22 protein-coding genes are annotated in these 25,828 nt (G+C 58.6%); 12 read left to right on the forward strand and 10 right to left on the reverse strand.

Annotated elements, in window-relative coordinates:
* Positions 1-27: 27 nt before the first annotated feature.
* Positions 28-1,485: a DUF6298 domain-containing protein gene (locus PSC72_RS02800; protein ID WP_274324380.1), complete on the reverse strand. Its 1,458-nt coding sequence runs from the start codon at positions 1,483-1,485 to the stop codon at positions 28-30.
* Positions 1,486-1,726: 241 nt separating this feature from the next.
* On the opposite strand from PSC72_RS02800, the gene PSC72_RS02805 reads away from it, so the two are divergent.
* Positions 1,727-2,701 carry a TIGR03557 family F420-dependent LLM class oxidoreductase gene (locus PSC72_RS02805; RefSeq protein WP_274324381.1) on the forward strand — a complete coding sequence of 325 codons (975 nt, stop codon included), beginning with the start codon at positions 1,727-1,729 and terminating at the stop codon, positions 2,699-2,701.
* An 87-nt stretch (positions 2,702-2,788) separates the two neighbouring features.
* On the opposite strand, the gene PSC72_RS02810 is transcribed toward PSC72_RS02805, so the two are convergent.
* From PSC72_RS02810 to PSC72_RS02830, 5 genes are all read right to left on the reverse strand, one after another.
* Entirely contained in the window at positions 2,789-3,487 is a 699-nt protein-coding gene (locus PSC72_RS02810) for a triose-phosphate isomerase (protein WP_274324382.1), read from the reverse strand.
* 3 nt (positions 3,488-3,490) lie between these two features.
* Positions 3,491-4,279, reverse strand: a complete 789-nt coding sequence (locus PSC72_RS02815) for a class I fructose-bisphosphate aldolase (protein ID WP_274324383.1) — start codon at positions 4,277-4,279, stop codon at positions 3,491-3,493.
* Positions 4,280-4,535: 256 nt separating this feature from the next.
* Positions 4,536-5,384, reverse strand: a complete 849-nt coding sequence (locus PSC72_RS02820) for a phosphogluconate dehydrogenase C-terminal domain-containing protein (protein ID WP_274324384.1) — start codon at positions 5,382-5,384, stop codon at positions 4,536-4,538.
* A gap of 97 nt (positions 5,385-5,481) precedes the next feature.
* Positions 5,482-6,897 (reverse strand): four-carbon acid sugar kinase family protein, encoded by a 1,416-nt coding sequence (locus tag PSC72_RS02825; RefSeq protein ID WP_274324385.1) that lies wholly within the window; start codon positions 6,895-6,897, stop codon positions 5,482-5,484.
* Positions 6,898-6,908: 11 nt separating this feature from the next.
* On the reverse strand, positions 6,909-7,763 hold the full coding sequence (locus tag PSC72_RS02830; RefSeq protein ID WP_274324386.1) for an MBL fold metallo-hydrolase: 855 nt from the start codon (positions 7,761-7,763) through the stop codon (positions 6,909-6,911).
* A gap of 2,205 nt (positions 7,764-9,968) precedes the next feature.
* Here PSC72_RS02830 and PSC72_RS25560 point away from each other — a divergent pair.
* From PSC72_RS25560 to PSC72_RS25565, 4 genes are all read left to right on the forward strand, one after another.
* Positions 9,969-10,142 carry a DUF1059 domain-containing protein gene (locus PSC72_RS25560; RefSeq protein ID WP_382261108.1) on the forward strand — a complete coding sequence of 58 codons (174 nt, stop codon included), beginning with the start codon at positions 9,969-9,971 and terminating at the stop codon, positions 10,140-10,142.
* 8 nt (positions 10,143-10,150) lie between these two features.
* Positions 10,151-11,233 (forward strand): class I SAM-dependent methyltransferase, encoded by a 1,083-nt coding sequence (locus PSC72_RS02835; RefSeq protein ID WP_274324387.1) that lies wholly within the window; start codon positions 10,151-10,153, stop codon positions 11,231-11,233.
* A gap of 659 nt (positions 11,234-11,892) precedes the next feature.
* Positions 11,893-12,114, forward strand: coding sequence for a hypothetical protein (locus tag PSC72_RS02840; RefSeq protein WP_274324388.1), 222 nt, complete (start codon positions 11,893-11,895; stop codon positions 12,112-12,114).
* 439 nt (positions 12,115-12,553) lie between these two features.
* Complete coding sequence (locus PSC72_RS25565) at positions 12,554-12,865, forward strand: SAM-dependent methyltransferase (protein WP_382261110.1); 312 nt, start codon at positions 12,554-12,556, stop codon at positions 12,863-12,865.
* Positions 12,866-13,065: 200 nt separating this feature from the next.
* Here PSC72_RS25565 and PSC72_RS02850 read toward each other — a convergent pair whose 3' ends face one another.
* The 3 genes from PSC72_RS02850 to PSC72_RS02860 form a co-directional block, all read right to left on the reverse strand.
* Complete coding sequence (locus PSC72_RS02850; RefSeq protein WP_274321708.1) at positions 13,066-14,064, reverse strand: transposase; 999 nt, start codon at positions 14,062-14,064, stop codon at positions 13,066-13,068.
* Between the two features lie 36 nt (positions 14,065-14,100).
* Positions 14,101-14,895 carry a Hint domain-containing protein gene (locus PSC72_RS02855; RefSeq protein WP_274324389.1) on the reverse strand — a complete coding sequence of 265 codons (795 nt, stop codon included), beginning with the start codon at positions 14,893-14,895 and terminating at the stop codon, positions 14,101-14,103.
* A gap of 498 nt (positions 14,896-15,393) precedes the next feature.
* Positions 15,394-16,071, reverse strand: a complete 678-nt coding sequence (locus tag PSC72_RS02860; protein ID WP_274322797.1) for an IS6 family transposase — start codon at positions 16,069-16,071, stop codon at positions 15,394-15,396.
* Positions 16,072-16,565: 494 nt separating this feature from the next.
* On the opposite strand from PSC72_RS02860, the gene PSC72_RS02865 reads away from it, so the two are divergent.
* The 6 genes from PSC72_RS02865 (at position 16,566) to PSC72_RS02890 (ending at position 22,104) form a co-directional block, all read left to right on the forward strand.
* Positions 16,566-16,994 carry a hypothetical protein gene (locus tag PSC72_RS02865; RefSeq protein WP_274324390.1) on the forward strand — a complete coding sequence of 143 codons (429 nt, stop codon included), beginning with the start codon at positions 16,566-16,568 and terminating at the stop codon, positions 16,992-16,994.
* A 5-nt stretch (positions 16,995-16,999) separates the two neighbouring features.
* Entirely contained in the window at positions 17,000-17,230 is a 231-nt protein-coding gene (locus PSC72_RS02870) for a hypothetical protein (protein WP_274324391.1), read from the forward strand.
* A gap of 112 nt (positions 17,231-17,342) precedes the next feature.
* Positions 17,343-19,208, forward strand: coding sequence for a hypothetical protein (locus PSC72_RS02875; RefSeq protein ID WP_274324392.1), 1,866 nt, complete (start codon positions 17,343-17,345; stop codon positions 19,206-19,208).
* Between the two features lie 7 nt (positions 19,209-19,215).
* Positions 19,216-20,130, forward strand: coding sequence for a hypothetical protein (locus PSC72_RS02880; protein ID WP_274324393.1), 915 nt, complete (start codon positions 19,216-19,218; stop codon positions 20,128-20,130).
* A complete protein-coding gene (locus PSC72_RS02885) occupies positions 20,130-20,945 on the forward strand; it encodes a DUF2062 domain-containing protein (protein WP_274324394.1) in 816 nt (271 codons plus the stop codon). The genes PSC72_RS02880 and PSC72_RS02885 overlap by 1 nt, the downstream gene beginning before the upstream one ends.
* The gene (locus PSC72_RS02890; protein ID WP_274324395.1) at positions 20,938-22,104 is read left to right on the forward strand and encodes a hypothetical protein; all 1,167 of its coding nucleotides are present in this window, start codon (positions 20,938-20,940) and stop codon (positions 22,102-22,104) included. Before PSC72_RS02885 ends, PSC72_RS02890 begins: the two co-directional genes overlap by 8 nt.
* A 312-nt stretch (positions 22,105-22,416) precedes the next feature.
* On the opposite strand, the gene tnpC is transcribed toward PSC72_RS02890, so the two are convergent.
* On the reverse strand, positions 22,417-23,781 hold the full coding sequence (tnpC, locus tag PSC72_RS02895) for an IS66 family transposase (RefSeq protein ID WP_382261839.1): 1,365 nt from the start codon (positions 23,779-23,781) through the stop codon (positions 22,417-22,419).
* Between the two features lie 584 nt (positions 23,782-24,365).
* Between tnpC and PSC72_RS02900 the strand changes: the two genes are divergently transcribed.
* Positions 24,366-25,727 carry an ApeA N-terminal domain 1-containing protein gene (locus PSC72_RS02900; protein ID WP_274324396.1) on the forward strand — a complete coding sequence of 454 codons (1,362 nt, stop codon included), beginning with the start codon at positions 24,366-24,368 and terminating at the stop codon, positions 25,725-25,727.
* Positions 25,728-25,828 lie beyond the last annotated feature (101 nt).

Here is a 25,828-nt window from a genome sequence, read left to right on the forward strand (position 1 = left end):
CACCGACGTTTCGATCGCGGGAATCGATTACTCCTCGCGGAGGACAGCGATCCACCTGTCGTCTGACGGCGGTTCCAGTTCGAGTTCGTCGTCTTCGGCATCGATACTCGACTCGTCGACCCATTCGGAGTCGTCGACTTTGAGCCATCGTACAGTGAACGATCCGGACGTGTCGGCTGCATCGAACGGCACGCGACCGCCAGACCGGAAGTACACGATGTATTCGCCAGCAGACCTGTTGCCGGCACAGTACGCTTCGTCGTCCTCTCGGGCGAATTCGAAGTGGTGGTCCGTATCTCTCTCACGAAGGAGACTGTTTGACGGGGCGGCTTCGACGAAATCGGTTTCGTCGATCACCATCCGCGCAGACTCCAGTTGTCGCTGGACTAACTCTCGAAGCCCGAGTCCCCATCCGCTTTCGCCCCGGTGGAATCTGGCGCTGGCGCAGCCGCCGAGTAAATTCCGCCAGAAGTGTGAAATCGCCTCGTCTGCCGTTCCCGCGGCCCACGTCTGCCGGTCCCCCTGCTCACTTTCGACGCAGCCGTAAATTTTCTCGTTACTCAACGGGCGAACCGCGTCGTGTGAGTAGAGTTCTTCTCGCCAAGTCTGTATGTTGTCCCAGTGGTCTTGTCCAGTCGCTCCTTCGGCGTTCTGATTGTTCTGGGAGATCTCGACGTGCGAATAGAGATCGGGGTTCCCGAGCATCCGTGAAACCGTCTCACCGGGATTCAACCGCATCGCCGTGACGTTGACGGGCCAGTCGTGCACCGCTGTCGCTCGGTCGCCTCGGTGCTCGTGGCTTTGGTCTTCTCCCGAGGCCAGCTGCTCCGCAGCGTACGATTGGACGAACTCTAACCAGTGACGTTCCCACGAGGGAGGTGACTTGGATTCGTTGTTGATGTTGTAAATCACGTGACCGAACGGGAGCGTGCGATCGAGGATGGCTTCGACAAATTGCTCCTGGTAGCCCAGCAGGAGGTCGTTGCCCTCCGCGACGGAATTGTAGAAGTTCGACGCGTCTCCGATGTCGACATCGTCATCTGCGGGGAGACCGAACTCGTCCTCCGAATAGTTCACGTTGTTATCCGGATTCCAGGGAATGTCCGACCACCGACCGTGGTCGAACCGATCCCAAAGCGTGATCTGGACGACCATGTCACGCTCCTGTGTCTCCTCCAGGAATGTAACGAGTCGGTCCTCGAATTCCTCGTTCAGTTCGTCGAGATCGTACGTCCCATCGTCGACTTCCGCGAAGGGAGGGACGTTCCCCTCGTCGCGATAGGTGAGGACGTTCCGAAGAAAGTTCCCGCCGCACGATTCCAAGAGGTCGAGTGCGTCGGTCAGTTCGTCGCCGGTCCACTGAAACGGGTTGTCGTCCTCGAACCCACCGATGAGAATTACCGGCTCTCCCTGATACTCGAAATACCACGGGTTCTCTCTGGAGACGGTTATCCGGTCGCTGGACGGATCGCTAGTACTGCTCACAGCGAGTGAGAACACCAACCATCACAATAAATCTATGCTCTCGGGGAGCAAGTTGTTCCTATCGTAGTCCGGGCCTTCCTGTGATCCCCGGACTGCCGTCCACACTACTGAAAGCGCGAATTGGAAGCAACGAGTACCATCCCGTCTACTCGGTAAAATCGCGAGCCTGCAACTCGACAACGACGTCCTTGGCAGGAGCGAAGATATAAATTGGCGTTGGACGAATCGAGACCATCCGAGCATGGAAATCGGCTACTTCACTGCCCACGAGCAGTACGACCCGACGACGCTTCTCAGGCACGCGTCACTGGTCGAGGAGGCGGGCTTCGATACGGTCTGGACGAGCGACCACGTCCATCCCTGGTGGCACACGGACGCGCAGTGTGGCGCGGCGTGGCCGTGGCTCGGCGCAGCGCTCGAGTCGACTGATTCCGTCCGTATCGGGACGGGCGTCACGCCGCCGATCGCTCGGTATCATCCGGGAACGATCGCACAGGTGTTCGCGACGCTGGGAGCGATGTATCCGGGACGGGTCCACGTCGCCCTCGGGACGGGCGAGTCGATGAACGAGGTGCCCCTCGACTACGAGTGGCCGGCGTACCCCGAGCGGCGCAAGCGCCTGATCGACGCCTGCGAGATCATCACCCGACTCTGGGACGGGGGCTTCACGACGTACGACGGGCACTACTGGAGCGTCGACACGTTCAACCTCTACACGCGACCGGACGAACGCGTCCCGCTGTTCGTGTCCGCGAACGGGCCGAAGACGACCCGGGTCGCCGGCCGGTACGCTGACGGACTGTTGACGCTGGTGGACAACGAACGGTACGAGGAGGTGCTCGTTCCGGCCCTCGAAGACGGCGCGGCGGAGGTCGGGAGAGACCCGGACGAGATAACGCGGATCAGACAGCTCCTCGTCTCGTACGACGAGGACTACCAGCAGGCGCTCGAGAGTATCGGCTTCTGGCGCGGGATCCCCGCCGTCGGATTCGACGCCGAGATCCCGGACCCGCGGATCATCGAGGAAGAGGGCCGCGAGCTACCGCTCGAAGGGATGACAGATACCTGGGTCGTGACGAGCGACCCCGAGGAGATTCGAGCCGAACTGGAAGCAGCACGCGACGCCGGGTTCGACGAGGTCGAGATCCACTCGGGCAGTCCCGACCAGTCCGCCTTTATCGAGATGATGGAATCTGAAGTTCTCCCTCGCGTCTGAACTACTATCACGACCGGAGGCGGTTCACGTCTGATACCACCCTTGCACGCCGTATTACGCCGCTTCGTTGATTTCGGCTGGATAGGTTCAGGGTTTCGAGAATCGCTGGAGAACCGCAGCGATCTCCCGCAGTGTCGCTTCTCTCTCTTCGGTATCGACGCGTTTCGAGATCCAGGACGCAGAGCCGGTCGCGTCGGCGAGTTCGAGCGCCCGTTCGACGTCCGACACGGAGGAGATCCCACCTCCGAGGAATACCCCGGTCTGCGGGCTTCGCTCGGCGACGAGTTCTCGAAACTCCGTGACCGATCGCGGGTCGGTCTCCGTGAGTGACGTCGTCGTTCCGAGTAGCTCTGGGTGCTCGAAGACGACCCAGTCCGGCTCCCATTCGAGAATGGCTTTGCCGAACTCGACGCCGTCGACGCAGACGACGGACGCGAGTCCCACTTCGCGACATCGTCCTATCTTCTCGTACAGTTCGTCCGTCTGTTCTCTGAACTCGGGATGGTTCATCATGACGCCGTCAGCACCGGCCTCGTGGATCGTCTCCGCCAAGACGTGCCCCAGTCCCGGTCCCGGCGAGTGCGGCGACATCCCCTGGGCGAGGATCGGGAGGTCGACGGCCTCGGCGACGAGTCTGATGTCCGGCGTCTGCGGGGAGAGAACAAAGGTGACGCCGAACTCGTCGGCGACCCGTTCGGCCGTCTCCGCGAACCGCAGTCCGTCCTCGCCCCCGGTCTCGGGGTAGAGCTTGTAGTTGATCTGGAAGAACGGCTCGTCGAAACCCATGGTCTACTCAAGGCGACCGAGCGCTTCCTCAGCGGTCGCACCGTCGTGAACGATCGCTTTCAGCGCCGAGACCATGCCGGCAGGATCGTCGTGTTGCCAGACGTTCCGGCCGTAGATAGGGCCGGCCGATCCGGCCGCCACGGCTCCCTCAGTCATCTCGAGGACGTCGTGGTCGCGCTCGGCCTTCGGGCCGCCGGCGACGTAGACCGGGCACGGGGAATTAGCGACGACCGGCTCGAACGCCTCCGAGCTACCGGGGTAGTAGAGCTTCAGCATGTCCGGACCGAGTTCGGAGCCTATCCGACCCGCTTGCTCGATGAACGACGCGTCGAGGTCGTCCGTGATGCGGGGCCCCCAGAGGGTCGGTTCGAGGACGACCGAGAGGTCGTGGTTCCGCCCCTCGGCCGCGACCCGGGCGGCGAATTCGAGGTTGTCCCCGAGGACGTCCGGGTTTTCGCGCCCGTAAATAACACACACCTTGACCGCGTCTGCCCCGGCCCGGTCGGCCTGTTCGAGGCTGAACGCCTGTCGGTGGATCTCGTTCGCGCCCTGATGACCCGGGAGCGTCGAGTCGTGGATGATATCCAGCGTGCCGATCTTGTAGACGTCGGGGTACTCCGCGAACACGTCTTCGTACTGCTCGAGGAACGGAACGCTGGCGAGGACTCCGTCCGGTTCGCCTTCGAGGACGCGTTCGAGCGTCGCGCGGCGGTCTTCGAACCCGTCGAAGACCCCCCAGTGTAGCCCGTGATCCAGTGCGACGACGACAGCATCGCCTAAAGTGCCACTCATGCTAGCTTCAATGAAGAAAGGCCGCAGAGTATTAAATAACTATTTCCATTCCACGATCCGCTGCCGACTAGCAAACGGACGGTCGAATCCGTGAACTCCGGTCAGCGCAGAGCCAGCCGACGGCCTCTCGGTCGTCCCGTTCCGTGACCGAGTGGCACACTCATGCGGAGCAGGGCGCCGCTACACGGGAGAGATGATCGATCCGCGGCAGTCGACAGGTGACTGGCCACGCCGATCGAATCGGAGGAACCGCCGCTCAATCGCTGCTCACGATCCGCTCGGTACTCTCCTGGACGTTTTCGACGTCGAAGACCCGGTCTTCCCAGTCGGACCGGAAGATTTCCGACTTCGCCTCCCTGATCGCCTGCTGCGCCCCGTCGGAGAACGGGAAGTCCGTGAAGCCGAAGATGATTCCGAACTCGATACGCAGGTGGCCGAACAGCATCTCCCGGGCGGCGTCCTCGGGGACGCCCATCTCGACGACGTGTTCGTAGCCCTCTCGTAGGACGGTGAGGCACGTGCCCAGGAGCGTCTCGACGAGGGCGGGTTCGAGGATCGCCATCTGTTCGGTCGTCACGCGGTGGGCGTCCCGGACGGGCGCGTAGATGTCCCTGGCGATCGTCTCACCTTTCGCGTAGTCGTCTTCGGGGCCCTGATGGAGTGCACAGACGATGTCCTGAACGTCACGACCTTGCCCGCCGAACCAATCGGGGGAATCGTCGTCCATGTCTGTATCGGCCGTGAAGAAGGACGGATGGCACGGATGCGTCAAGAAATACGTGACGTCTTCGCGGCCGTGGAGGACATCTGCGTACGCGGCCGCCGGGTCCAGCAAGATTACCACGGCCCCGGAGTCGAGCTTCGGGACTACGTCCTCGGAAATCGCCCCGATCAGCTCGTCGGGGACGGCCATGATCACGACATCCGTTCCCGCAAGCGCTTCGTCTGGAGAGGAAGCGTCGACGCCCCGTTCGGCCAGACGTTCCTGTCCCTCCTCGCTCGGTTCGACACAACGCACGTCGTAGGCGGGATCGTCCCGTATCTGGTCGACGATCCGACAGCCCATCTTCCCGCCTGCACCCATGACTGTGACTGACTCAGGCATACTCTATTTGAGAACGAGAGTTGACCAATATAATAATTGTGTTCGGGCGCATCGCCTCCACTCACTGCTCGCGGCTAGAGGTCGATCCCAGCCGCGGTTATTCCGCTCCGGCCAGTTCGCCTCCGTCTCGAACGAGACCGAAGTAGTCCGCCTGGCCGACCTGTCCGCCTTTGAGCGCGATTTCGAGCCCGTCGAATCGGTCGTCCTCGGAAGACGCTCGACAGAGCGGACCGCCGGGAGCCAACGGCGTCAGCAGTTCGAGCGCGTAGACGTCGAGCGCTGGGGCGGCGTACCCGCTCGTGTCCCCGCCGGCGACACACACTCGATCGACGGTGGTCCGTTCGAGGACCTCGCGGAGGATCGCCCCCTGTTCGCGGCCGAGGCGTGAACCGATTGCCGTCTCGTCTAGCTGCAACTCCGCGGCTCTCTTTTCTGTCTCGGCGATACGCTCGTCGTTCGGCCCCCGAGCGGAATAGAGGATCACGCTCCGACCGGCGTCGATACTCTCGATGGCTGCCTGAACGGCCGCCTGTCTTTCGTCTCCGGCGACAGCGTCATCGATCAGGCGGGTCGAATCGAGTCGGTGCCCGTCGAATCCGTGCTCTAGCGCCCAGTCGATCTGTTCGGCCGTGACTGGCGAAGCGCTGCCCGACACGATCACTGTCGGGATCTCCTGCGGAAGCGTCTCAGTCGAACGGGTTTCGGCGAGGTCGCCCGTCGCTTGCAGGTAGTCGGTAATCGCGTACTCGAGGCCGGAGGAGCCGACGGTGAAGACCGTTTCCGGTCGGCTGACGCAGTACTCCCAGACGAGTTCGCCGACGGTCGATTGATGTTCCTCGGCCACGGTATCGAAGAACACGACATCGGCGTCGTCCCGTATCGTCGTAAACGCATCCCGAGGAGAACCTGACTCCGCCCCCTCTATGTCCAGGAGGTCGACGAGCCCGATGTCTTTCGCCGTCTGCTCGGCGAGATGTTCCCGGAGGTCGGCTTCCTCCATGGGCGTTACCGGATGGTCTTTCATCGTCGGATGGCGGTCGAGACGATACGTTTCTCCGTCGACTGTCGCGAACAGGTTACCGAACGCGACGTACCGTCCACGTGGATGGAGGTCGGGCGCCGCGACGACGATCGGAACCGTCGACGAAGCGAATACGTTCGTGCCCAGATCGATCGCGTGTCCGATGCTTCCCACGTCGGGCGCGGAGTCGAACGTCGAGCACACTTTGTAGTGGAACAGTTCGGAATCGAACTGTCGCAACTGCTCGAATACGGGGGGGAGCGCCTCGTCCATCTCCGCTGGCGTCATGCTTCGACTCGTTCCGGCGACCCCGATCGCGTCCACGTTCTCGAACGCTTCGAGGTCCTCCTCGGTCGGAGGCTCGAAGAATAACACTGTCTGCATCCCGTTCAACGCGAGCGACTCCATCACGTCGGTCGATCCGGTGAGATCGTCGCCGTAGAACGTAAGGTGGACGTCGATACTCCTCTCGTCTGTCGTATCGGGTTCCATGACTGTATGGGTTAGATACTGCGAAGGGGTACGATCCCGCTTTCGCCGACGTTAATTCGGTCTCCGACGCGAATCACGTCCATTGTCCGCGGATACGGATGCGACGCGATGTGATCGTGCAGTCCTTTCGGATCGGCTTCGACGTTTTTCCACATGTCGTAGTGACACGGGAGCAGCCGATCTAGCTGAAGTTGATTTGCCGACTCGACGACCTGGTCTTCGTCTTGATACCAGTCGACTCGCCGGGAGCAATCGTCTTCGGGCACGTAGAGGTGCCCTCGGGTGCCAAACGCGAGCGTTCCGTCGTCGATATCGAACTCTTCTCCGATCGCTTCGAACTCCTCGCCCGGCCGAGCGTCGCCCGCATTGAAGAAGGTCCCCGATTCGTGTTCGATGACGTACCCGACTGACTCGATCGCGTCGGGGTCGTTCGTCCGCCGAACGTGTACTGTGAGATCACCGAACTCGATCGAGGAACCGTGTTCGACGACGTGGCGCCGGTCATCAGGTCCGCGTATCTCTCCCTCGTAGTCCGGGTCTCGGTATCCCGAACGTGGAGTGTACAAATGCGCACCTGTATTCTCCAGTATCGGACGGTAGGATGGTGGATGCATGTGATCCAAGTGCTCGTGGGTGACGAGAACTCCATCACAGATCGTCGCGTCATCGGGGTCCATCGCGACCGGGTTCATCCGGATCGTCCACGGTGGATCGCCGTTGCCGAAATACGGGTCGATGTAGAGTGTCGTCTCGCTCGATCGGACGACAAAACTGTTACAGCCCATGTACCAGACAGAAAGCGATTCAGGCGTTACTGCCTCGATCTCTTGGGAGACAAACCAGTCTCCCCAGTTCGATTCGACCATTGATGTGCACCAAACGGGTGTTACTATTAAACTATTTTGGGGAAGTGAAGTACGAGACGCGTGAATCCTCGAAACTCATGAGTTCAGGTGAAATCAGTTCAAAATAATTTAACCAAGGATTCAGCCGAGCGTTTTCGACTGCAGTCATTTGCTGGCCAGCGGAAGACTCGCTAGGTAACAGACGAGATAGCATCTGGAGACGGGACCTGCAGACCCTCTGAAAATCTGATCTGTAGGGACGGCACTGTCCCTCGACAACGGCCGCTTCAGGTCTGGTTCGCCTATTCGAACTGGAGGACTCGACAGAGGATTTCAGTTAACTACTGATGAACCGCCCCTCACATCGGTGAGATGAAAATCGATAGTCCGCCGTGAAACAGCTAGAGACAGAGGATTGAGGCTGACAGACACGCCGACCAGGTGTTTGACCCGAAGCGGATCGTCAATACATCGCTGTCGGTAGTAGGCAATCCAACCTATTGGTCGGTACGACCACCCGAGGTTCAACAATAGTGAATATTGTGGGCCTGAGAAGTGCGAACACGCGAAGTAGAAGGTAGACACGTACTCGGCCAGGTAGCCTTCCCCGCGGTTCCAACCCCTGATTACACATATACTAGTGTAATTACGATCAGACCCATACCCAGCTTCCGGTGATTGACGAGCGCGTTCCTCCGGACCGAACCAAGTTCCACGAGCCCCACAGTCACGAACCCTCGTTCATCACAACGAGCGAGAAGGCGAGAAGTGGCACGTTGATAGTGAATACATGATGGGACGATGGCAGACGATCGATCTCGGAAATCCGAGGTCTATACAATCACATCATAATTCTAGTATCAATACTGGGGTTGCCATACGTATCAGGGATCAATCGAGAGGGATTGGATGTACAAACCGAGACCGCCTGCTTCACGGAAACGGATATCGCTCGGTCACAAGCCGTCGTTGGGCAGCTATCGTCACTCGATCGCAGAAGACGTCCATGGCAACGATTCACCCACCAGCGAGGATTCAAGGATTGTCTCGACCATCGTTACAGAAAGCAGATCGATGTCCGCCGGAAGATCCCGAGAACGACGAAAATACTCGGGGATAGAGAAATTCGGCATCATGTTCATCGTCATATTTGCCGAGTTTCCTGAGAAAGGTTTCTGTGAGTGCCGTGGTAAGTGTCAAGAAGAGCCGAACGTGCGGAAATCGGTTCTTGCCGATCCAATCGCAGTGTACAGCCAATAATTCTGGTCGCCGATCCGAATCTCACTCTCGTCAACCGCAACCTGGTTCACGATTCGCTATCGCCGAGGTGTAGATCGCCTTTCTGCACCCAGTTGTGGACGACTCTACGATTCTAATCGATGCCCGAAATATCAAAATCATATATTGTTATCAGTATTGTTATTATGGTCTGTGCAGCTAACTACCAACCTACATTCTTCCCTCGGGTGTCCGTTCTCGATCCACGAGATCGAAATTGTCTTGGCTGTCCTGGGGGCCGGGGTGACCAAAGTCACTTACTCACGATCACCAATCGCAGTGGCAATACCTATCGGGTGGGAGATATCTAATACGCGACTCAACGTGTCGGCAAACCATATGCATTGAGTGGTCCGGACTCAACATCTGTATAGAGCCAGCACATATACGACTGCATCAATCCGCTCTAAGCGGGTATCGACGCTGGTGGTCTGACCGCGACGACACACTGTACGCCAACGGCTCTTACGAACGGGCTCGATACTGGACCAGTGCCCGGACAGCGACTCGGGATCAGTCGGACTGAAGCTCGGCAAGCAGTTGCGCGCTAGACCGCGGTCCACGAGATCGGCCACGTGCTAAATATCGGCGAGGCAGCCGACAGGAATCTGGACGCCGACCCGGCACTCGAAGCGGTCTACAGTAGTGGTGTGAACGGCTATACTACTGAGGAGATGTTTGACTGACCTCGTACGTTAGTCTGCTAATGAGGTTCGAAGCGGTCTAGAACTCTACCCTGATCTCGACAAGGTCGACGATGCATACCCGCTTGTCACTGAATCCCCCCACATATCGTCGAGTATTGTTCTATCACAGGAGGGCAAACCGGGTTCTTTCGGTACATAGCGCTATAGCCGTTTCAATATAACTACTAGTGGTGGTTGGTAGCAAGGAACAATATTGAGTGTTTACACTCGTTCACCCCACGTCAATCGCCGGGTGAAAACCATGAGTACTGCACACAAACTCGATTGTGAAGCCGCAGAGAACGATTGCCGGTTTATTATCCAATCGGAGAACGAACAGGAGGCGATCGAATTAGCCAAGAATCACATGAAGGAGGGCCACGGGAAGGACTTCACCGAGGAAGAACTCCGACGTGAACACCTGCAAGTGGTGTAGGGAAGACCATGACAACAGAAACCCGAACGGAGGTGGGCGCGATGGACGACCAGAAGCTGTCCGAGCTCGTCGAAACATCGCTCACCGACCTCGGTGCGACGATCCACGCCGCGCTGGTCGTCATCGGCGACGAACTCGGGCTCTACACGGCACTGGACGAGGACGGGCCGGTCACGTCCGCCGAGCTGGCCGGAAACACAGCTACCGCAGAACGCTACGTCCGTGAGTGGCTGCGCTCGCAGGCCGCCGGTGGGTACGTGACGTACGACCCCGAGACCGACCGATACGATCTCTCGCCCGAGCAGGCGTACGTCTTGGCCACGAAGGACAGTCCGGTGTTCATGCCGGGGGCGTTTCAGCTGGTCGCGTCCGCGGCCAAGATCGAACCCGAACTCCGCGAGGCGTTCCGAACCGGCGACGGAATCGGCTGGCACGAACACGACGAGGACGTGTTTCACGGCACTGAACGGTTCTTCGGTCCGTCCTACGGGGCCTATCTCCTGGACTGGATCGCTGCGCTCGACGGCGTAGAGGAGACACTGAAGTCTGGCGGCCGGATCGCCGACGTCGGGTGTGGCCACGGCGCGCCGACGCTCCGCATGGCTGAAGCGTATCCAAACTCGACCGTCGTCGGCATCGACTATCACGAAGCCTCTATCGCGGTGGCACGCGAACGGGCAGAATCCGCAGGGGTTGCGGACCGCGTCAGCTTCGAAGTAGCGACTGCATCAGAGTACAGTGGACCCGACTACGACCTCGTGACGATGTTCAATTGCTTCCACGACATGGGAGATCCCATCGGTGTCGCGGCTCACGTCCGAGAGACGCTCACCGACGACGGAACGTGGATGCTTGTCGAACCCTACGCAGCGGATCTAGTGGAAGACAATTTCACCCCGTTTGGCCGCCTCGCATACGCTATCTCGACCGTAGCCTGTACGCCGAATTCGCTCAGTCAAGCGGTCGGCTACGGGCTCGGCGCCCAAGCGGGAGAGGAACGAACCCGGGAAGTCGTCACCGAAGGCGGACTCACACGCTTCCGCCGGGCGGCCGAGACCCCGACCAGTCTGGTCTTCGAAGCGAAGCCGTGATAACTCTCACGCGACCTTTTTTCGACACTCCCCGAACGGTCGAAGATAGCGGTCTCACTACACCAGGTCGGATTTCGTCGGGACAACGAAAGTCGTCAAGGACGAACTGCTTGAAGGCCACCTCTCGAAAATAGACGGGAAATCAGCCGGTAGCACGGAATTCACGCTGCGCCCCCCGCAATCCCGGTTAGATGAACTGTCCGATGACTGCGACGACTACAAATCCGGGCTCGTTGGGTGAGCGGGTGACGCGCCCGGACGCGAATCATGGATATTGATCTGGTTCTGCGCGTCTTTGCGCTCTCCGTCGCCAACAAGTGACTGCCCCCACTGAGTAATTTGACTCGCCAATTGATGCTCGAATCCCAATGACCGATACGCGACCTGTATTCAGCAGACTCGCAGAATCACAGGATATGTCTGAACTCCGAACAGCCAGTCTGGTTCAGGCTAGCGGGTCTAAACACACAGTTACTAGTAGATTCTGAGAATGGAACACCGTTTCCTGCAACGTCCCTGTACGGCTATTCGTTTACCACACTGATCTCCTATTAGTAGAATTTCTATCGTACTGGTAGGGTTTAGTTTGCTCAGTACAGAGAAGGAACCTACCGGCTACCTCAGGAAACGCTTTCCGTCGTCCATCACATATATCGAGTATGTCCACGACCATCGCCACTCCCGACGCGGAGGAGACGTGCGTGTACTGTGATTCGTTAATTTTCGACCACGACCCCATCTGTGTCCGTGACTGTGAGGATAACTGTGGGTCGCCTGCATACTTCTGTAACTATGCTTGTCTCTCGGCCTACATCGACGAAAACGACCTCACGACAGGCAATGCGTGTGAGTGGATGCCCGACCAGGATAGCTGCTGCTAATCGGATACACTGTTCGATACGCACATCTACTGAGCAGCTATTGCGTTCAACACCTCGGTTAAGAGAACGCGAATCCGGAGATGATAGTCGGCACGCCCAATATTAGAATTCTCGGCCCCAACCTGCGATAGTCCGGAAGATTCCGCTGTCTCAGTGCCTACTAGTAGTTCTGGAATGTGGAACACCGTTTTCACAGAAGTCCCTCTGAACGCGTGCGGTGGCGATAATAGGAGACTGTTAGTAGCACCGAGGAGCTACCCGGCGTTTGGCCACCCCGCCGGACACTCGCTGCGCTCAACCCGGATGTCGAGGTTGAGACGGTGCCGGGTGTATCATCGGGGACCGCAATCACGTCGACGCTCGGCGTCGATATCGTAGCCGGGCGGGGCTCGCGTTACACGAGGCCGATGGTGGTGCGGCCCCAACTGGCCTGGACCGGATGATCCTGTTCAAAGTGACCGACGCGCCGACAACCCATGAAGGACTCGTCGAGGCTCGTTACGAGGTGATGTACGGTCGCCGGCTGTTCATGGAGGACAGCGAGACGGTTATAACAACTGACCCCACCGAGGTCGCTGACCGGGGGTACTACACGCTCGCGTATGCAGAACGCGGAGACCATGATGACGACCCGGTGACTGCGGCCTTCATAACTCAACAGGGAAACGACGAAACCGAACAGGTCTACCGTTTTCGTACAGGATACTGCCGTCTCAATGCTGTCCTCCTTTCGAGTAGAGACGCCAAGTAGTCTAAGAGGGCAGTACGCCTGAACACGGTGAGACAACGAGCCTGCAGAGACAGTAATTGGGTTAGAATACTCCGATGATGAACCCAACGCCCATGATAATGAGGACAGCAGCCGAAAACGCCGGGAGGTATGGAGTGTACTCTTCCACTTTTTCTTCGTGGCGATGATAGCCCGCTATCGAGGGTGTCATAGAATCCATCTCATACCGTGATGACGGTGCTTCCCGGATTGTCACCTCGTTCGTAGTTGGTGACGGCGACGACGAGTCGAACGCAGAGCGCAAGGAACACCTGCGCTCGGGCGTGGACGCGGCCTCGGGCGCGTAGCGTCCCGAGGCCGCAGTCCTTGACCGCATCGTTCGTTCGCTCGACCTGACTCCGGCGGTTGTACGTCTCGTCTAGGATCGACTGTTTGAGCTGAATCTCGTCACTGTGTTTCTCGATGCGGTCTTCGACTCTGTACTTGATATTGAGCGGATCGTCGGTGTTTCGCGGGTTGTACGGGGCGATTGGCACGACTCCTGCGGTCAGCAGGAGGTCGTGCCAGTCGAGCGTGTCGTAGGCGCTGTCACCGAGCATCCAGATCGGCTGGGCGACGGCGAGCGCGTCACGGGTGACGCGCATCGCCGTCTCTTCTGCGGCTTGTTTGCTCTCGGTGAACTCGGCTGCAATCGGGATCTTTGCGCCGGTTGAGACGATCGTACAGCCGTAGCCGTAATAGTACTCCTCAGCGGTTGGGTCGTAGTTCTTCGACGCATCTGGGTCGGATGGCATCGCTCGCACGTCCGTCGAATCGATTCGGTAGGTCATGTCGAGCAGGCCGCGGGCGGCGGCCTGCTCGACGAGGTGGTCGAAGACTTCGTCGACGACGTGTTCGAGGTCGGTGAGGAAGCGATCGACCGCGTCTCTTGAGGGCGGTCGATCGAAGCCACAGCTGAGCCAGACGACCGTGTTCTGGAGTTCTCGTGTGACCGGGCGAATGCCGTAGATGTCCTTGTAGTAGCAGTGGAGGAACGCTCGGAAGAGTTCTGGTGGGTGGTGGTCTCGTGTTCGCCCCCGGCGAGCGGGGGCGAACACGTCGAACTCGCTGAAAAAGTCGAACTCAAGATGCTCGAACAACGCGAGCGTCTCGGTAGCCACGACATTGAAGAACTCGTCGATAGAACCCTCTTCTTGCAGGGTGCTGGCGCTCGTAGACACAGTTCCAACACCCTGCGTCCTCGTGTGTGAGGCTTTCTATGACACCCTCAGATCCGCTATCACTTGGCGATGAGTCTCGTCTTGCTGTGCGATCTGCACTTGCACAGTGTCGCTACTATCCGGCCAGGTCGTGCTTCCTTCAGCGATGAACCAGCCGAGGAACTCGACGAAGTCGTCGCCGTCGAATCGGTACGGGCGACGGTGGTGGTTCAGTCCGGCGTGGATGGACACGTCGGCTGGGAGTGACTCGATCGCGTCCTGGTGAGTTTTGAACGTCTCGGGGTCGAAGCAGTACCCGACTGTCCCGTTCCGTCGGACTGGGTCACACCCATCCGGGAGCCGCCGTCGGAAGGTGTGCCCATGGACGTCGGCCTCGACGCACATCTCGTAGTCGTCCAGAAGGTCGGTGATGTCGACTTCCGCAAGTCGGTCACCGGAAATCGTTCGCCACTCGTTGGCGAGCTTGTAGTGTTCGTAATCGTCAATCGTCTCGGCCGTCCGTATCGCCAGTTCGTCTTGACCGATCGTCCGGCAGACCATTCGGTGGTCGGGATGGACGTGTATATTACAACGGTTCGTCTCGACTGCGACGAGGTCGCCGTCGTAGGTGACTCGCTGGACGCCCGTGACTGGTTTCAGCCTGGCCAGTCGCGTCACCGGATCGAGGGTGTAGACGTAGTCGCCAGCGGAGAGCTCCGAGACTCGCGTTGGTCCGGTCGCGGTGATGACTTCCGTGTCCGGCGTGAAGCCGCCGGCTGACAGTTCGATCGTCCTCGTACTGTCCGTCGTGGACGCGTTGATTCTGTCGCGTTCCGTGTCGTCTCTCGTCATCGGGGGCACCCCTTCGTGCCCCGAGAAAAACCACCGGGCAAGCGAGCGATGGGCAAGAGAGAGTGACCGCCCTGGGGACTACTCCAGTGGGGTTGCCAGACGACATCGGTGTGTGGTTGCGGCGCTGTGGCGTTTGTTTGATTGGCGGCCCATCGTGTATCCACTTCGCATGTGGCGCGCGGCTAATCCAGCACCTAGGATTGAATTCGTCGCTCGATTCCAACACGTGTGGAATCTGATTCGATTGACCGACGCAGTCGAATCAGCGCCTCGCTGATGCAGGCGATTCCTCCTACTCGGCCACCGGAACAGGGTCACTCAGAATAGTAGCGTATCGTATAATTCTAGCAGTCGGTAACCGATCTGGAATCGCGTCCGGAAAACTCTCACCGATTAGTCAGAACACATATACTCAGCAAAGGAAATGCATCAGGTCGTAGGGTACGGTATAGTTCGGATTGTGAGAGCCAGGATCCAGGTTTCGTTACCCGGCACTGTCTAGTTCTGAAGCTCCTCAATCGGCGTCTTTCCATCGAGAGCTTGATGCGGTCTGTGGCGGTTGTAGTAATGCATAAACTGTTCAAGCCACTCGCGGACGCTCGACCGACTGCCCACCCACGAGTTATGGAAGCGGCCGACCCGCATTTTGAGCGTATGAAACCACTTCTCGATGCGGTTTCGGTCGGTATAGTTGACCCGACCGCTTAATCCTAATCGAGCAAGGGCAGTCCGGTACCCGAATTGATCGACGAGAAACTCAGCCTCCGAGAGATCATGTTTCTCTTGGAGTTTCTGCAGAAACGCAGCCGCTGGATCGGTGCCATGCCGCCCAAACAACGCGACATCAAGGATCAACTTTGTTTCGATGTCTATTGCAGCATACAGCCAAGACCACTCACCGTTAATTTTGACAGCGGTCTCGTCGACGGCGACCCTTGACGGCTGCGCCGTCGGCGGGTCGCAGCCGCTGTCAGCTAGCCGATGTACCCAATTCCAGACCGCGCCATGCGAGCGTTGAACGCCTAATTCAGCTAAAATCGTTGTTGTTTCTCTGAGCGAACAACCGGTTTGGTGGAGGCGGACGGCGAACGCCCTGACGGGCGTCGCCGTCCGCTCATTCTCCCAAGTTTCTTCTAAATCCGGTTCATAGCTCTCGCTGAGCAGGTCTGCGAGCATCTTGACCAACTAACTCAACGACCTGCTCACTTCTCAAACTGACTCAACTAGACAGTGCCCATCTGGCTATTGCTTCCGCTCTTCGAGGTAGACGAGTATTCAGCGATATCTCATTCCAGAGATTCTATCTTCCCAAAATCTCTGTTGTATCATTTTGGTATAGTTCTCTATAACGTGGCCCTCCTTACAGTTTGGAACCGACTCTACGGTGTTCTGGACGGTATCTACGGTTTCTCTGCCCTGAATAGTTTCGCAAATGTATTCTCTCTCATGTTATCTCATCCAGAACTAATACTTCTTGAGTTGATTATGATGGGCCTTTTCGGAGTTGGAAATTTAATCCCGATTCTATTCTTAGAACAACTCTATAAGGAATTAAAGCAACCAGTGAATTCTCAGTCCAAGTTAAAAGACTTCGAATAAGCCCACTACCTCACTTTTACTGAACCCCACGAGCTTGTCGAGTAGTCGTCATAGAGACGGCTAGATGATTCATGTTCGGACAAATCGACATGGAAGATGCGATTGCAGGCACCGTTTTCGCGCTGTCGGCCGCAGTGACGGCTGGCATCGCGACTATCAGTATCATGGGACACGCGCTCTCGGCGAGCGTCTGGACGCTCGACGGCACCGAGATCACCATCGCGTTCGTGCTCTCGTTGCTGTCGCTGCTCGGCGCCTACGGGACGAACCGGATGGACAGCCAGAGCAAGAACTTCGACGTGGACACCGACATCGTGGCGCTCGCGAAGGGCCAGGCGACCGTTGAGAGCTACGTCATGATCGGGACCATCATCCTCGTCGTCGGGACCGGCCTGGACATCCTCGGATTGCGCGCGGCCATCCAGGCCGAACCCATCATCGGTCTCGTCTCCCTGGCGGTCCAGGCGGCCGGCTACTACGTCATCAGCTACCTGGGGTGATCAGGATGGATCGACTCATGGGCTATGGGCTCACCGGCACGATCGGCATCTCCGGGAGTACCATCGCCTCCGCCATCGTCGGCGACCCCTTCCCCGTGGTCGTGCCGGCCATCGCCGCCGGCGCGGTCATCGCCGGCCACCACCTCCGCGAGCGTCGCGCCGACCGCGACGCAGCTGGCGTCGAGGACGACCAGGACGACGACCCGCTCGGGATGCGGGAGGAGATGGACGCATGAGCTACCCGTCGCCCGCTGAGAAGCGAGAGACGCGCGCGGTGAACCGAGTCCTCCTGGCGTCGGCGCTGCTGACCGTCGCGGCGACCGTCGCGTTCGTCTGGGTGACCACGCCATGAACCTCGACAGGTTCAAAATGTCCAAGAAACAACTCCAGGCCCTCAGTTTGGCCGTCCTCATCGTCTTCAGTAGTACAATCGGACTCGCCGTGCTTCCGGGACTCGCCGCCGCAGGGAACGTCTCGAAGACGGTCGACGCGTCGAGCGCGGAGTACGTCGCGATGGACCTGAGCAACGTGACTGGCGAGTTCACCGTCCGGATTAGGGTGGACCCCGGCCCCGGTGGAGGACAGCGGTTGGTCTACGAGGACACCCACACCGCCGCAGGCCTGGGGACAGACCTTCCGGCCTACCGCAACTCGAAGGCGTACAACAACGTGACGATCGAAATCGAGGGAACTGGCGTCCCCTCGGACGTGACAATCGGCACGGGCGAAGCGTTCCAGCGCGTCGACTGGCGGAACAAAGACGTGTTCACGTCGTCAAGCGGGGACCGAGATTTTAACTGTGACACCGTTGAGCGGATGGCACAGACGGTGAACCCGGCGATTGTGATCACGGACTGCAACGCGCTCCCCGAATCGACCTCGGTCAATACGACCAATCTCGACGCCAACGAGACGAAACTGGAAATCTACCAGTCAGCGGCTGCACAGGCCGATGCTGGAGAGAACCACCTGACGATGATGGAGAACCGTCTTCAGGACACGAAGACGGTCGCGCTCATCAAGGGGAAAGCGGCGTACATCCGCTCGCTGAACGCTCTCGGGTCGCAAACCACTGCGGAGGCCGAAGCGAAGCAGAACATCTCGGAGTACTACTCGAAGATTGAGCGCAACCACATCGCCGAGTGGAACGCTAAGGTGTCTCATCTGTGGCATCTGAAGCAACTCGCAAACTCGACCACGGGCGTCACGGCGGACGATGTGATCGGGTTCAACTACTCGTTCGAGTACGGCTACACGACCACGCTGGAAATCACGGGGTTCGGTTCTACCTCGTACCAGCTTCAGAACGGCTCTAGCGTCGAAGTCTCCACGGTTGACATCAGGTACCACGTAGAAAACTCAGACAATTCGTGGTCAGCGTCGAAGACGCACACGTTCAGCGCCTCTACCGGCTCGTACACCTACGACCCCGACTCTAGCGGGACTGGCGATAAACTCACTATGCACGGCATCGAGTTCCTGCCGCCGACGAAGAATCACGATTATCTCCCCTACGCGAATTTCGACCGCTACGCAGACCAACTGACCGAAATCGACACGCAGACGACCAGCACCCTCGGTCAGATGGAGACGGTCGTGAATCAGACCTACGACCAGTATCAGGCGGGCGAAATCAACAATTCCGACCTCGTTGACCCCTTCACTCTGCAAAACGAGTTCTCCCCCGGTTCGAACTATCAGGGGTGGGCGGCCTCGACCCTGGCGATGCTCGGGACGAACCAGCCGACCGACCTGGACCAGACTGGCTACATGAACGTCACCCTGGAGGACGGCACGAATCTCCAGGGCATCATCCAGTCGGCGGAGAACCCACCGAGCGGGGAGTTCGCCGTCAACACGACCTACAACCCGGCGAACATCAACGGGACCCAGTGGATCACGACGGATTCGGAGGTGCGGGAGTTGAAACAGAACTTCACGCTCCACGGAATCCAGACGGTTCACGGCAAGACGCGGACGAACTTCACAATCGTCGAGAAGTCGTATGAAACCACGTCTGCCGACGATATCAAGAAATTGAACGAACAGTTGACGCTCCTCCGTGAGGAAATCGAAGCCCGCGAGGACAACATGAACGGCGGGACCGGCGGCGGCGGCCTCCTCGGCGGCGGTAGCGGGGGCCTCGCCCTCGTCGCAGTCGCTGGCGTGGCCGTCGTCATCATCGTCGCGAGCAACAACGGCGGCCGGAGGTAGCCGACGAATGCGTTTTTCCGTACTCACAGCGCTGACAGTGCTCGCTCTCGCGACCGTCGCGACCGGCGGCGTCGCGGCGAGCCCACAGCCCACGGTGAACAGTACCGAGACGACGAACGCCACCGCCACCGCGACGACGACGACGTCGGCGGCCTCGACGACGACCGCGACGCCGGCGCCGGCGACGAGCTCGTCGACGGCGACGCCGACGCCGACCGCGGCGCCGACACCGACCGGGACGCCCCGGCCGAGCGCCGACGACGTCCTCGACGACGTCGACCCGGAGAACGCGACCGTCGACGACGTCCGGACGGTCGCCGAGTGGGTCCGCTCGGAGGGCAGCGAGCGCGGCGGCGAGCAGGCCGACCGGGCCCGCCGGTGGCTCGCGAACGCGACCGGCGGCGGGAACATCTCGCTCCCGAACATCTCTCTCGGCGGGAACGGCACCGCGACCGCGACGCCCATGCCCACAGAACCGCCGGCGCCGGAGTCAGATGGCAACGCGACGCGGATCGACTCGGCGACGGCGATCGTCGCCAGCGAGTACGTCCCGAAGAAGGGCGTCGCCCGCGTCACCATCCGCTCGGAGATCGTGCAGAACATCGTGTTCTCCGACGGCGGGTTCCTCTCGACTGGCGGCGGCAAAGGCGAGACTCGCACCGAGTCGTTCGGCGCCGGCGAGACCTCTACCGTCCAGATACCGGTGACTGAGGTGAACGGCCGCGCGGCCGTCGTCATCGGGACGGAGAACACGCCGCTGTACGGCGTCATCGTCAAGGAAGGCGGCGGCGGCCTCGATATCATCCGAGAGCTTGAACCGCTCCAGGCGCTTCTCATCGGCGTCATCGTCGCGTTCGTGTGGGTAGTCATCGCCGGGTGGAACGAACTGCGCGGCGAGCGCGGTCGTCCGGAGGTGGCCTGATGGCCGACGGACCCGCGCCGACGTTCAACTCGCGATGGGACCACATCGTCTACCTCGTCGCCGAGTTCAAATACCTCGTGACGGGGTTGATACTCGGCAGTATCGCGCTGTTCCTCTACTACCAGCCCTCGATTCCGACGCCGCCGGTGTGGGTGGGCGCGACGATCGTCGCCTGGCTCGTGCTCGGCATCCCGTGCTACCTCGGCGGCGTCGCGATCGCCCGCTGGTTGCGCCGGCGCAACTGGGAGGAGGTGCATCACGTCGACGCCCGCGGGACCGACGGCGACGATATCCAGAAGCACTACGTCCCGCCGCAGACCTGGCGCGAGAAGACCGTCGACGGGCCGGACCCGTACCCCATCAACGGGGGAACCGCTTGGGCGGTTCAAGAGTACGAATACATGGAGGATATCGACGAACTGCGGGTAAAGGGCGTCTGGCTGTCGGGATTAGAGGACACCCAACTGTACACCTCGAAATCCATGATGGTGGATATGCACGGGTGGATGCTCGACCAGATTGAAAAGCTCGCAGACACCCGCGCGAAGTGGTCTCGCGGCGTCGTGCAGTACGAAAAGAAAACCGTGAACGACTTCGCCGAGGCGCGCGAGCGCGGCGTCACTCTCGACCGGACGAGCGGCCGCGACGTCTTCGAGGAGGTGTCCGGCGACGACGAAGATATCCCGAGTCTCGATGCCGACGAGATGCCGAGCATCGACGACTACACCGGCGCCGGCGCCCGGACCGAGGAGGGGCTGGACGAGAAGGTAGAGAAAGCGAAACGCGACAGAGAGAGGGTGAACGCCGATGACTGATGACAACGACGTTTACACGCCAGCACAGTACAGCGAGCACCTGCATGGGCATGGGCACAGAGACCCGGTGGCCGACCCGCACACTGGACTCGTCCGCGATCCGAAGCTCTCGCGGTACCTGTCGGTTACGCGGATGCACTACGACCCCCAGGAGGCCGAGCGGCCCGGCGAGATGCCCGGCCAGGCGCGCGACCTCCAGGAGTGGCGCGATATCACCGGCGTCGAGGCCACCGACGCCGGTCGCAAAGCGCTCCAGAACGGCGACATGCAGACGCTCAAGCACCAGACCGGCGACCAGGGCCAGCAGGCCGATATCTCCGGCCTGAAGGCGATGGGGAAGATTGACGACCTCGTCACCGGCGACGCGCCCGTCATCATCGTGCTCGGTGAGATGGGCGCGGGGAAGACGAACTTCGCCAACCTGCTCGCGCAGCGCCGCGACGATCTCGTCGACGGGAACCATCTCGTCGGGACGAACATCCGCAGTCTCCAAGAAAAGGACCCGTGGATCGACGAGTATGGAGAGGCACGAGACGGCTATATTCCCAACTATCCGACGCTGAAAGAGTGGGTCACGCACGAGGGCGACCCACTCCAGAATGAACAGAGCCCGAAGACGTTTCTCGGTGACGAGTTTTCCGTCTCCGCCGGCGGCCAGGGCGAACAGGGCTTCGAGGTACAGCAGAAAATGGCGCCGTTAGTCTATCTCATCCGCAAATACGGCGGGGCGCTCATCTACATCGCGCACGGCGAGAAGTCGATTCACCCGCTTCTCTGGCGCGTCGGGACCATCATCAAGAAGGTCTCGAAGAAAAAGGCAGTCGTCGCGGATAGTATCAAGGGCGGGCAACTCGCCGATATTCAGTACGAGATTGAGGGCGTCCCGCCGACGGACTGGCGATACAACGACAAGGAAGCGAGCGAATGGTCGTGGAACCGCCCGAGCGGCGACGGTGGCGCCGAGATGGACGAAGACCGGGTAAAGCAAATCTCGATGTGGACCATCCGCGAGTGCATGGAAAACCGAGATATGAGTCCGCGCGAAACCGCCAAATTCGTACCGTACAGCCATACTACCTGTAAAAACTGGTTCGAAGACTACCAGAAAGGCGGCGAGAAGGCAGATTGGGTTTCGCAGGTGGAGGCTGTAATCGCATGACTGCGCCGGGATGTGAACGTGTAAAGCGCAACCGTCCCCCCTATAGTATTGGCCCACAGCAGGCTCTCGTCCCTTCAGGAGCGAGAGCGACCGATGGGCCGGACGCAGGATGGGGGCGGGCCGGTTTATATATAAGATGCGCGACGAGCGCGCAGAGCGCGTGAGAGATGCCGTCTCACCGCGCGAACCACTACGGGACGCTCGTCGAGAGACAGGCCGTCGAACGGTACCGTCTAGAGCTCGAACGGAGTAGTTGGCACGATGCACTCCGGCCGGACGGAACGCCTGTCGAAATCAAAGCAGCGTACGTGTTTACCCCGAGGACTCAACGGCCGGCACAGCCTGATCTCGTGAAATCATCTCGTTGTTCCGGGAGACTCGCTTGAGCTCGTCGTATGGATTGCGTCCCTGCTGGCGCCATGTCGCCAGCAGGGACAGCACCGTCTCATGAACGAACATCCCGCGGTCATTGCGGAGCGTTCCGATCAGTTTCCGGAGAACCACCGGCTCACGAAGCGCGTTTTCGGCGGCATTGTTCGTCGGAGAGACCGCTGGCTCACCGACGAAGGTGAGCCAGTGGTCGAGGCCACCTTCGATCTTTCCGAGTAGTGTTGCCACTGGTCCGTCGGGAACTGACCGTTCAATCAGTGATTCAAGCTCTCTCCGCGCCACACGCTGGAGCTCTGCTCGCTCACGAATGGTCAAGTCGCTCTCCAGCCGGGTCTGGAGAGCGACGTACAACTGTTTGAGAGAGTCGTAGATCGGTTCGCCTTCCGGTTGCTTCTCAGCGGCATCTTCAGCCTCTCGCAAAATATGAGCCCAACACCGCTGGAGATTGTCGCTGAAGGCTGGATAGGCTGTCCACCCATCACAAATGACCGTTCCCGCGAAGTCCTCGCCGAGGACTTCCGCGGGAACATCGCTTCCACGACTCTCTCTAACCGCGTAGAGCGTGTGGTTCTCGGTGGTGAACGTCCAGATCCATGCTTGCTCACCATCTCGCTTGATGCCTGTTTCATCGATGTGGACAACGTCGGCTTGCTGGATCTGGCGACGGATCTGTTCGTATTCACAGCGACCGGCGCGCGCAGCGCGCTCGGTCGCGTGCCACGCAGTCGCACCTGACAACTCCAGTCCGTGTAGCTGCTCGAAACGGTCTGCAATCTTCCGATAGGGAAGGCGGTAATCGTACCGCGATAGTGCTGATTGGGCGATAACGTTCACCCCGAACTGCCCCTCATCGGGGCAGTCGGGGTGTGTAGCGACTGTCTCGGTTCCACAGGAGTCGCATCGGTAGCAGTGGCGGTTGTACTGCGTGAGTTCTGGTGGTTGTGGATCTGGTATCTTCTCGACGAGTCGGGGGCTGACGCCCACCGACTCGTCGAAGTGTTGGCCACACTCTGGACAGCAGTCACGGGTGACCTCAACTTCTTCGTCCAGATCAGCGGTAGAGCGCCACTCTGGCTCGTGACCGTCTTTTCGTCCGGGAGTGCCGCCGTCAGTTCTGACATCGTCGTCTTCGTCATCTTGCGAGGTCGGGGACTCGTCAGTCCCCGACCGTCGCTTACTCGGTGGTGTATGTGGATTCTCGTATTTGCGAAGCCGTGTTTCGAGTTCTTCGATCCGTTCGTCTTTCTCCTGAAGCTTCTCCTCAAGATCGTTGATTCGTTCTTCCATCTGGAGAAACCGCGAGAGAAGTTCGTCTTTGCTGAGGTCATCTCGATCCACTATGACCACCTCAGCGGTCCCTCAGCAGGGTCACCGGGATGGTCTCCGAGCGGAGACCATCCCTGGAGAAGTTCAATTAGCCCTTGCTGAGGGTTCATATACCCCCGGTTGGTCGCCTGCTACGAGACAGTGGCGAAATTCATTGGGGCTAAACACGTACAAAGCAGCAAAGCGGCGGCACGCAGATGGCCAGCCAGGGAACTTCAAGATCTACGAGGAGTATCACGAGCAATTACGAGAGGCGAATGGGTGGTACGTCTTTGCGCCGTATCGAGTCCGTGGTCGGGGGGTAGAAGTGTTGAAGTGGAAGATGCGTCACTCTTCTCGACTCCCACAACTACATTGGCACGGCGGCGGAAAACATCGCGATAGCAGACAGGCGAAAGTCAAGATTAGTAATATTTTTTGACGCTTATGCCCCTTTGAAGAAGAGCGCTTTGGCGCTCTATAAACGGAGATTCTGTGCCCATTCTGTAAAGAGTCCTACCAACTGTCCCCACAAAGTATAATTTATTACAAAATAAGAGAGATTCATGGAGCAATTCTCTGACCTTGGTGACTGGTGGCTTCCTGATGATCCTAGTGAGACAGTGAGTGGTGAAATTGAGTATTCGCCTACGGAAGGCGTTGAACTATCACTAAATGGCCGCCTCGCATCTGATGAACCAGAAGTTACGCATCCATTTGAGGAAGAAGTTGAGAATCGAGTACCGGTTCTTCATGGATATCTCGCAGACGGTGATAAAGTTACCATTTTGAACGGTTTACAGGTTTCTGCTCAATTCGGACAAGGGCCTGTAGCAGAAGGATATATTGCTGCTGGTGTATTTGTCGGTGAACACTTCGGAGAGGACAAAGAATTCAGTCGAATGTGGTTGGGTATCGAAGATCTACACAAATGGATTGGCGAGTCAACGGTTCGACCAGTTATTGATACGGAGTTTTTGGAGGATTCTGATGAGGTTCACGAAGAGGTTGACACTGCATATTTTGTGACTCCGAAAAAATCGTATACAGCAGACCTGCCCGGGGCGGAGATTGAGTTATCAACTGGAACCTCAATTTCTGGAACCCCATATTCTGTAGAACTAGAATCGGTTGGCGGTATTAATATACACCCCAGTAGAGATGAAGGCTTTCATGATCTCTACGACATGGCAATGGATGTCCTAAGATATGTGTCATTTGGGGTTGGGAGAGGTGTATATCCCGAAAAAATTTCTCTTTATGACGATGAGGAGAGAGCAAATCCAATCAGGGCTTACTGGACAATTCCAAACTATGGGAGCAGTCCTGAGCTGTCTCGCTTCAATATCTTCAGTCCTAGTGAAATTGGTTTTGACGAAAGCCTAAATGAATGGTTGGATCACCGGGCTGATGCTCCTGTGTTTCATGAACAACATGATCTCTTACTGCATGGGCCAGAACTCACCCCTCGGTTGAAGTTCATGACTATCGTAATCGCGCTTGAATCCTACTATGACGCCCACTTTGAGGATGCATCTTTTGTTTCTGATGAAGAGTTTAGTGAATTAAAATCAGATATTCTTGATTTAGTTCCGGATGGTTCTCCCTTGCAAAATCAAATGTATGGATTATTAGAGAATGTTGTCAACGAACCTTCTCTAAAGGGGAAGTTAGAAGCGCTAATTGAGTCTGAAGAAGACATATTTAACCTGTTTTTCGAAACTGAAGCCACGGTCTCTAAGGCAAGGAACCATCGGAACAAGATCGCTCATGGGATAGAATCAGTGGATAACTCAGAAGTATCTATACTAATGAGACGACTCAGACTGGTGATGGAAACAATTCTCCTTAGAGACATAGGGGCATCTGAAGACCTCATAATGCAGTCAATGGCAAATCGATATAGCGGACTATACGATCAGGGTTGAAGAATAGCCGTCAGAATTAACGCGGTGTATTTTGATGATGTGGCCTTAGCCACACCCCTAAGACGGAACCAAACCCCCCGGGTTGGATTCCGTCGCGGCGG

The organism is Halosimplex aquaticum (assembly GCF_028747785.1).
Classification (GTDB): domain Archaea; phylum Halobacteriota; class Halobacteria; order Halobacteriales; family Haloarculaceae; genus Halosimplex; species Halosimplex aquaticum.

Bases quoted from the DNA above. Each gene is read 5' to 3' on its own strand.
- PSC72_RS02885 (WP_274324394.1), top strand. From the start codon at position 20,130: ATGGCCGACGGACCCGCGCCGACGTTCAACTCGCGATGGGACCACATC.
- PSC72_RS02805 (WP_274324381.1), top strand. From the start codon at position 1,727: ATGGAAATCGGCTACTTCACTGCCCACGAGCAGTACGACCCGACGACG.
- PSC72_RS02880 (WP_274324393.1), top strand. From the start codon at position 19,216: ATGCGTTTTTCCGTACTCACAGCGCTGACAGTGCTCGCTCTCGCGACC.
- PSC72_RS02865 (WP_274324390.1), top strand. From the start codon at position 16,566: ATGTTCGGACAAATCGACATGGAAGATGCGATTGCAGGCACCGTTTTC.
- PSC72_RS02835 (WP_274324387.1), top strand. From the start codon at position 10,151: ATGACAACAGAAACCCGAACGGAGGTGGGCGCGATGGACGACCAGAAG.
- tnpC (WP_382261839.1), bottom strand. From the start codon at position 23,781: ATGGAAGAACGAATCAACGATCTTGAGGAGAAGCTTCAGGAGAAAGAC.
- PSC72_RS02870 (WP_274324391.1), top strand. From the start codon at position 17,000: ATGGATCGACTCATGGGCTATGGGCTCACCGGCACGATCGGCATCTCC.
- PSC72_RS25565 (WP_382261110.1), top strand. From the start codon at position 12,554: ATGATCCTGTTCAAAGTGACCGACGCGCCGACAACCCATGAAGGACTC.
- PSC72_RS02840 (WP_274324388.1), top strand. From the start codon at position 11,893: ATGTCCACGACCATCGCCACTCCCGACGCGGAGGAGACGTGCGTGTAC.
- PSC72_RS02830 (WP_274324386.1), bottom strand. From the start codon at position 7,763: ATGGTCGAATCGAACTGGGGAGACTGGTTTGTCTCCCAAGAGATCGAG.
- PSC72_RS02860 (WP_274322797.1), bottom strand. From the start codon at position 16,071: ATGCTCGCAGACCTGCTCAGCGAGAGCTATGAACCGGATTTAGAAGAA.
- PSC72_RS02825 (WP_274324385.1), bottom strand. From the start codon at position 6,897: ATGGAACCCGATACGACAGACGAGAGGAGTATCGACGTCCACCTTACG.
- PSC72_RS02820 (WP_274324384.1), bottom strand. From the start codon at position 5,384: ATGCCTGAGTCAGTCACAGTCATGGGTGCAGGCGGGAAGATGGGCTGT.
- PSC72_RS02875 (WP_274324392.1), top strand. From the start codon at position 17,343: ATGAACCTCGACAGGTTCAAAATGTCCAAGAAACAACTCCAGGCCCTC.
- PSC72_RS02815 (WP_274324383.1), bottom strand. From the start codon at position 4,279: ATGAGTGGCACTTTAGGCGATGCTGTCGTCGTCGCACTGGATCACGGG.
- PSC72_RS02810 (WP_274324382.1), bottom strand. From the start codon at position 3,487: ATGGGTTTCGACGAGCCGTTCTTCCAGATCAACTACAAGCTCTACCCC.
- PSC72_RS02855 (WP_274324389.1), bottom strand. From the start codon at position 14,895: ATGACGAGAGACGACACGGAACGCGACAGAATCAACGCGTCCACGACG.
- PSC72_RS25560 (WP_382261108.1), top strand. From the start codon at position 9,969: ATGAGTACTGCACACAAACTCGATTGTGAAGCCGCAGAGAACGATTGC.
- PSC72_RS02890 (WP_274324395.1), top strand. From the start codon at position 20,938: ATGACTGATGACAACGACGTTTACACGCCAGCACAGTACAGCGAGCAC.
- PSC72_RS02900 (WP_274324396.1), top strand. From the start codon at position 24,366: ATGGAGCAATTCTCTGACCTTGGTGACTGGTGGCTTCCTGATGATCCT.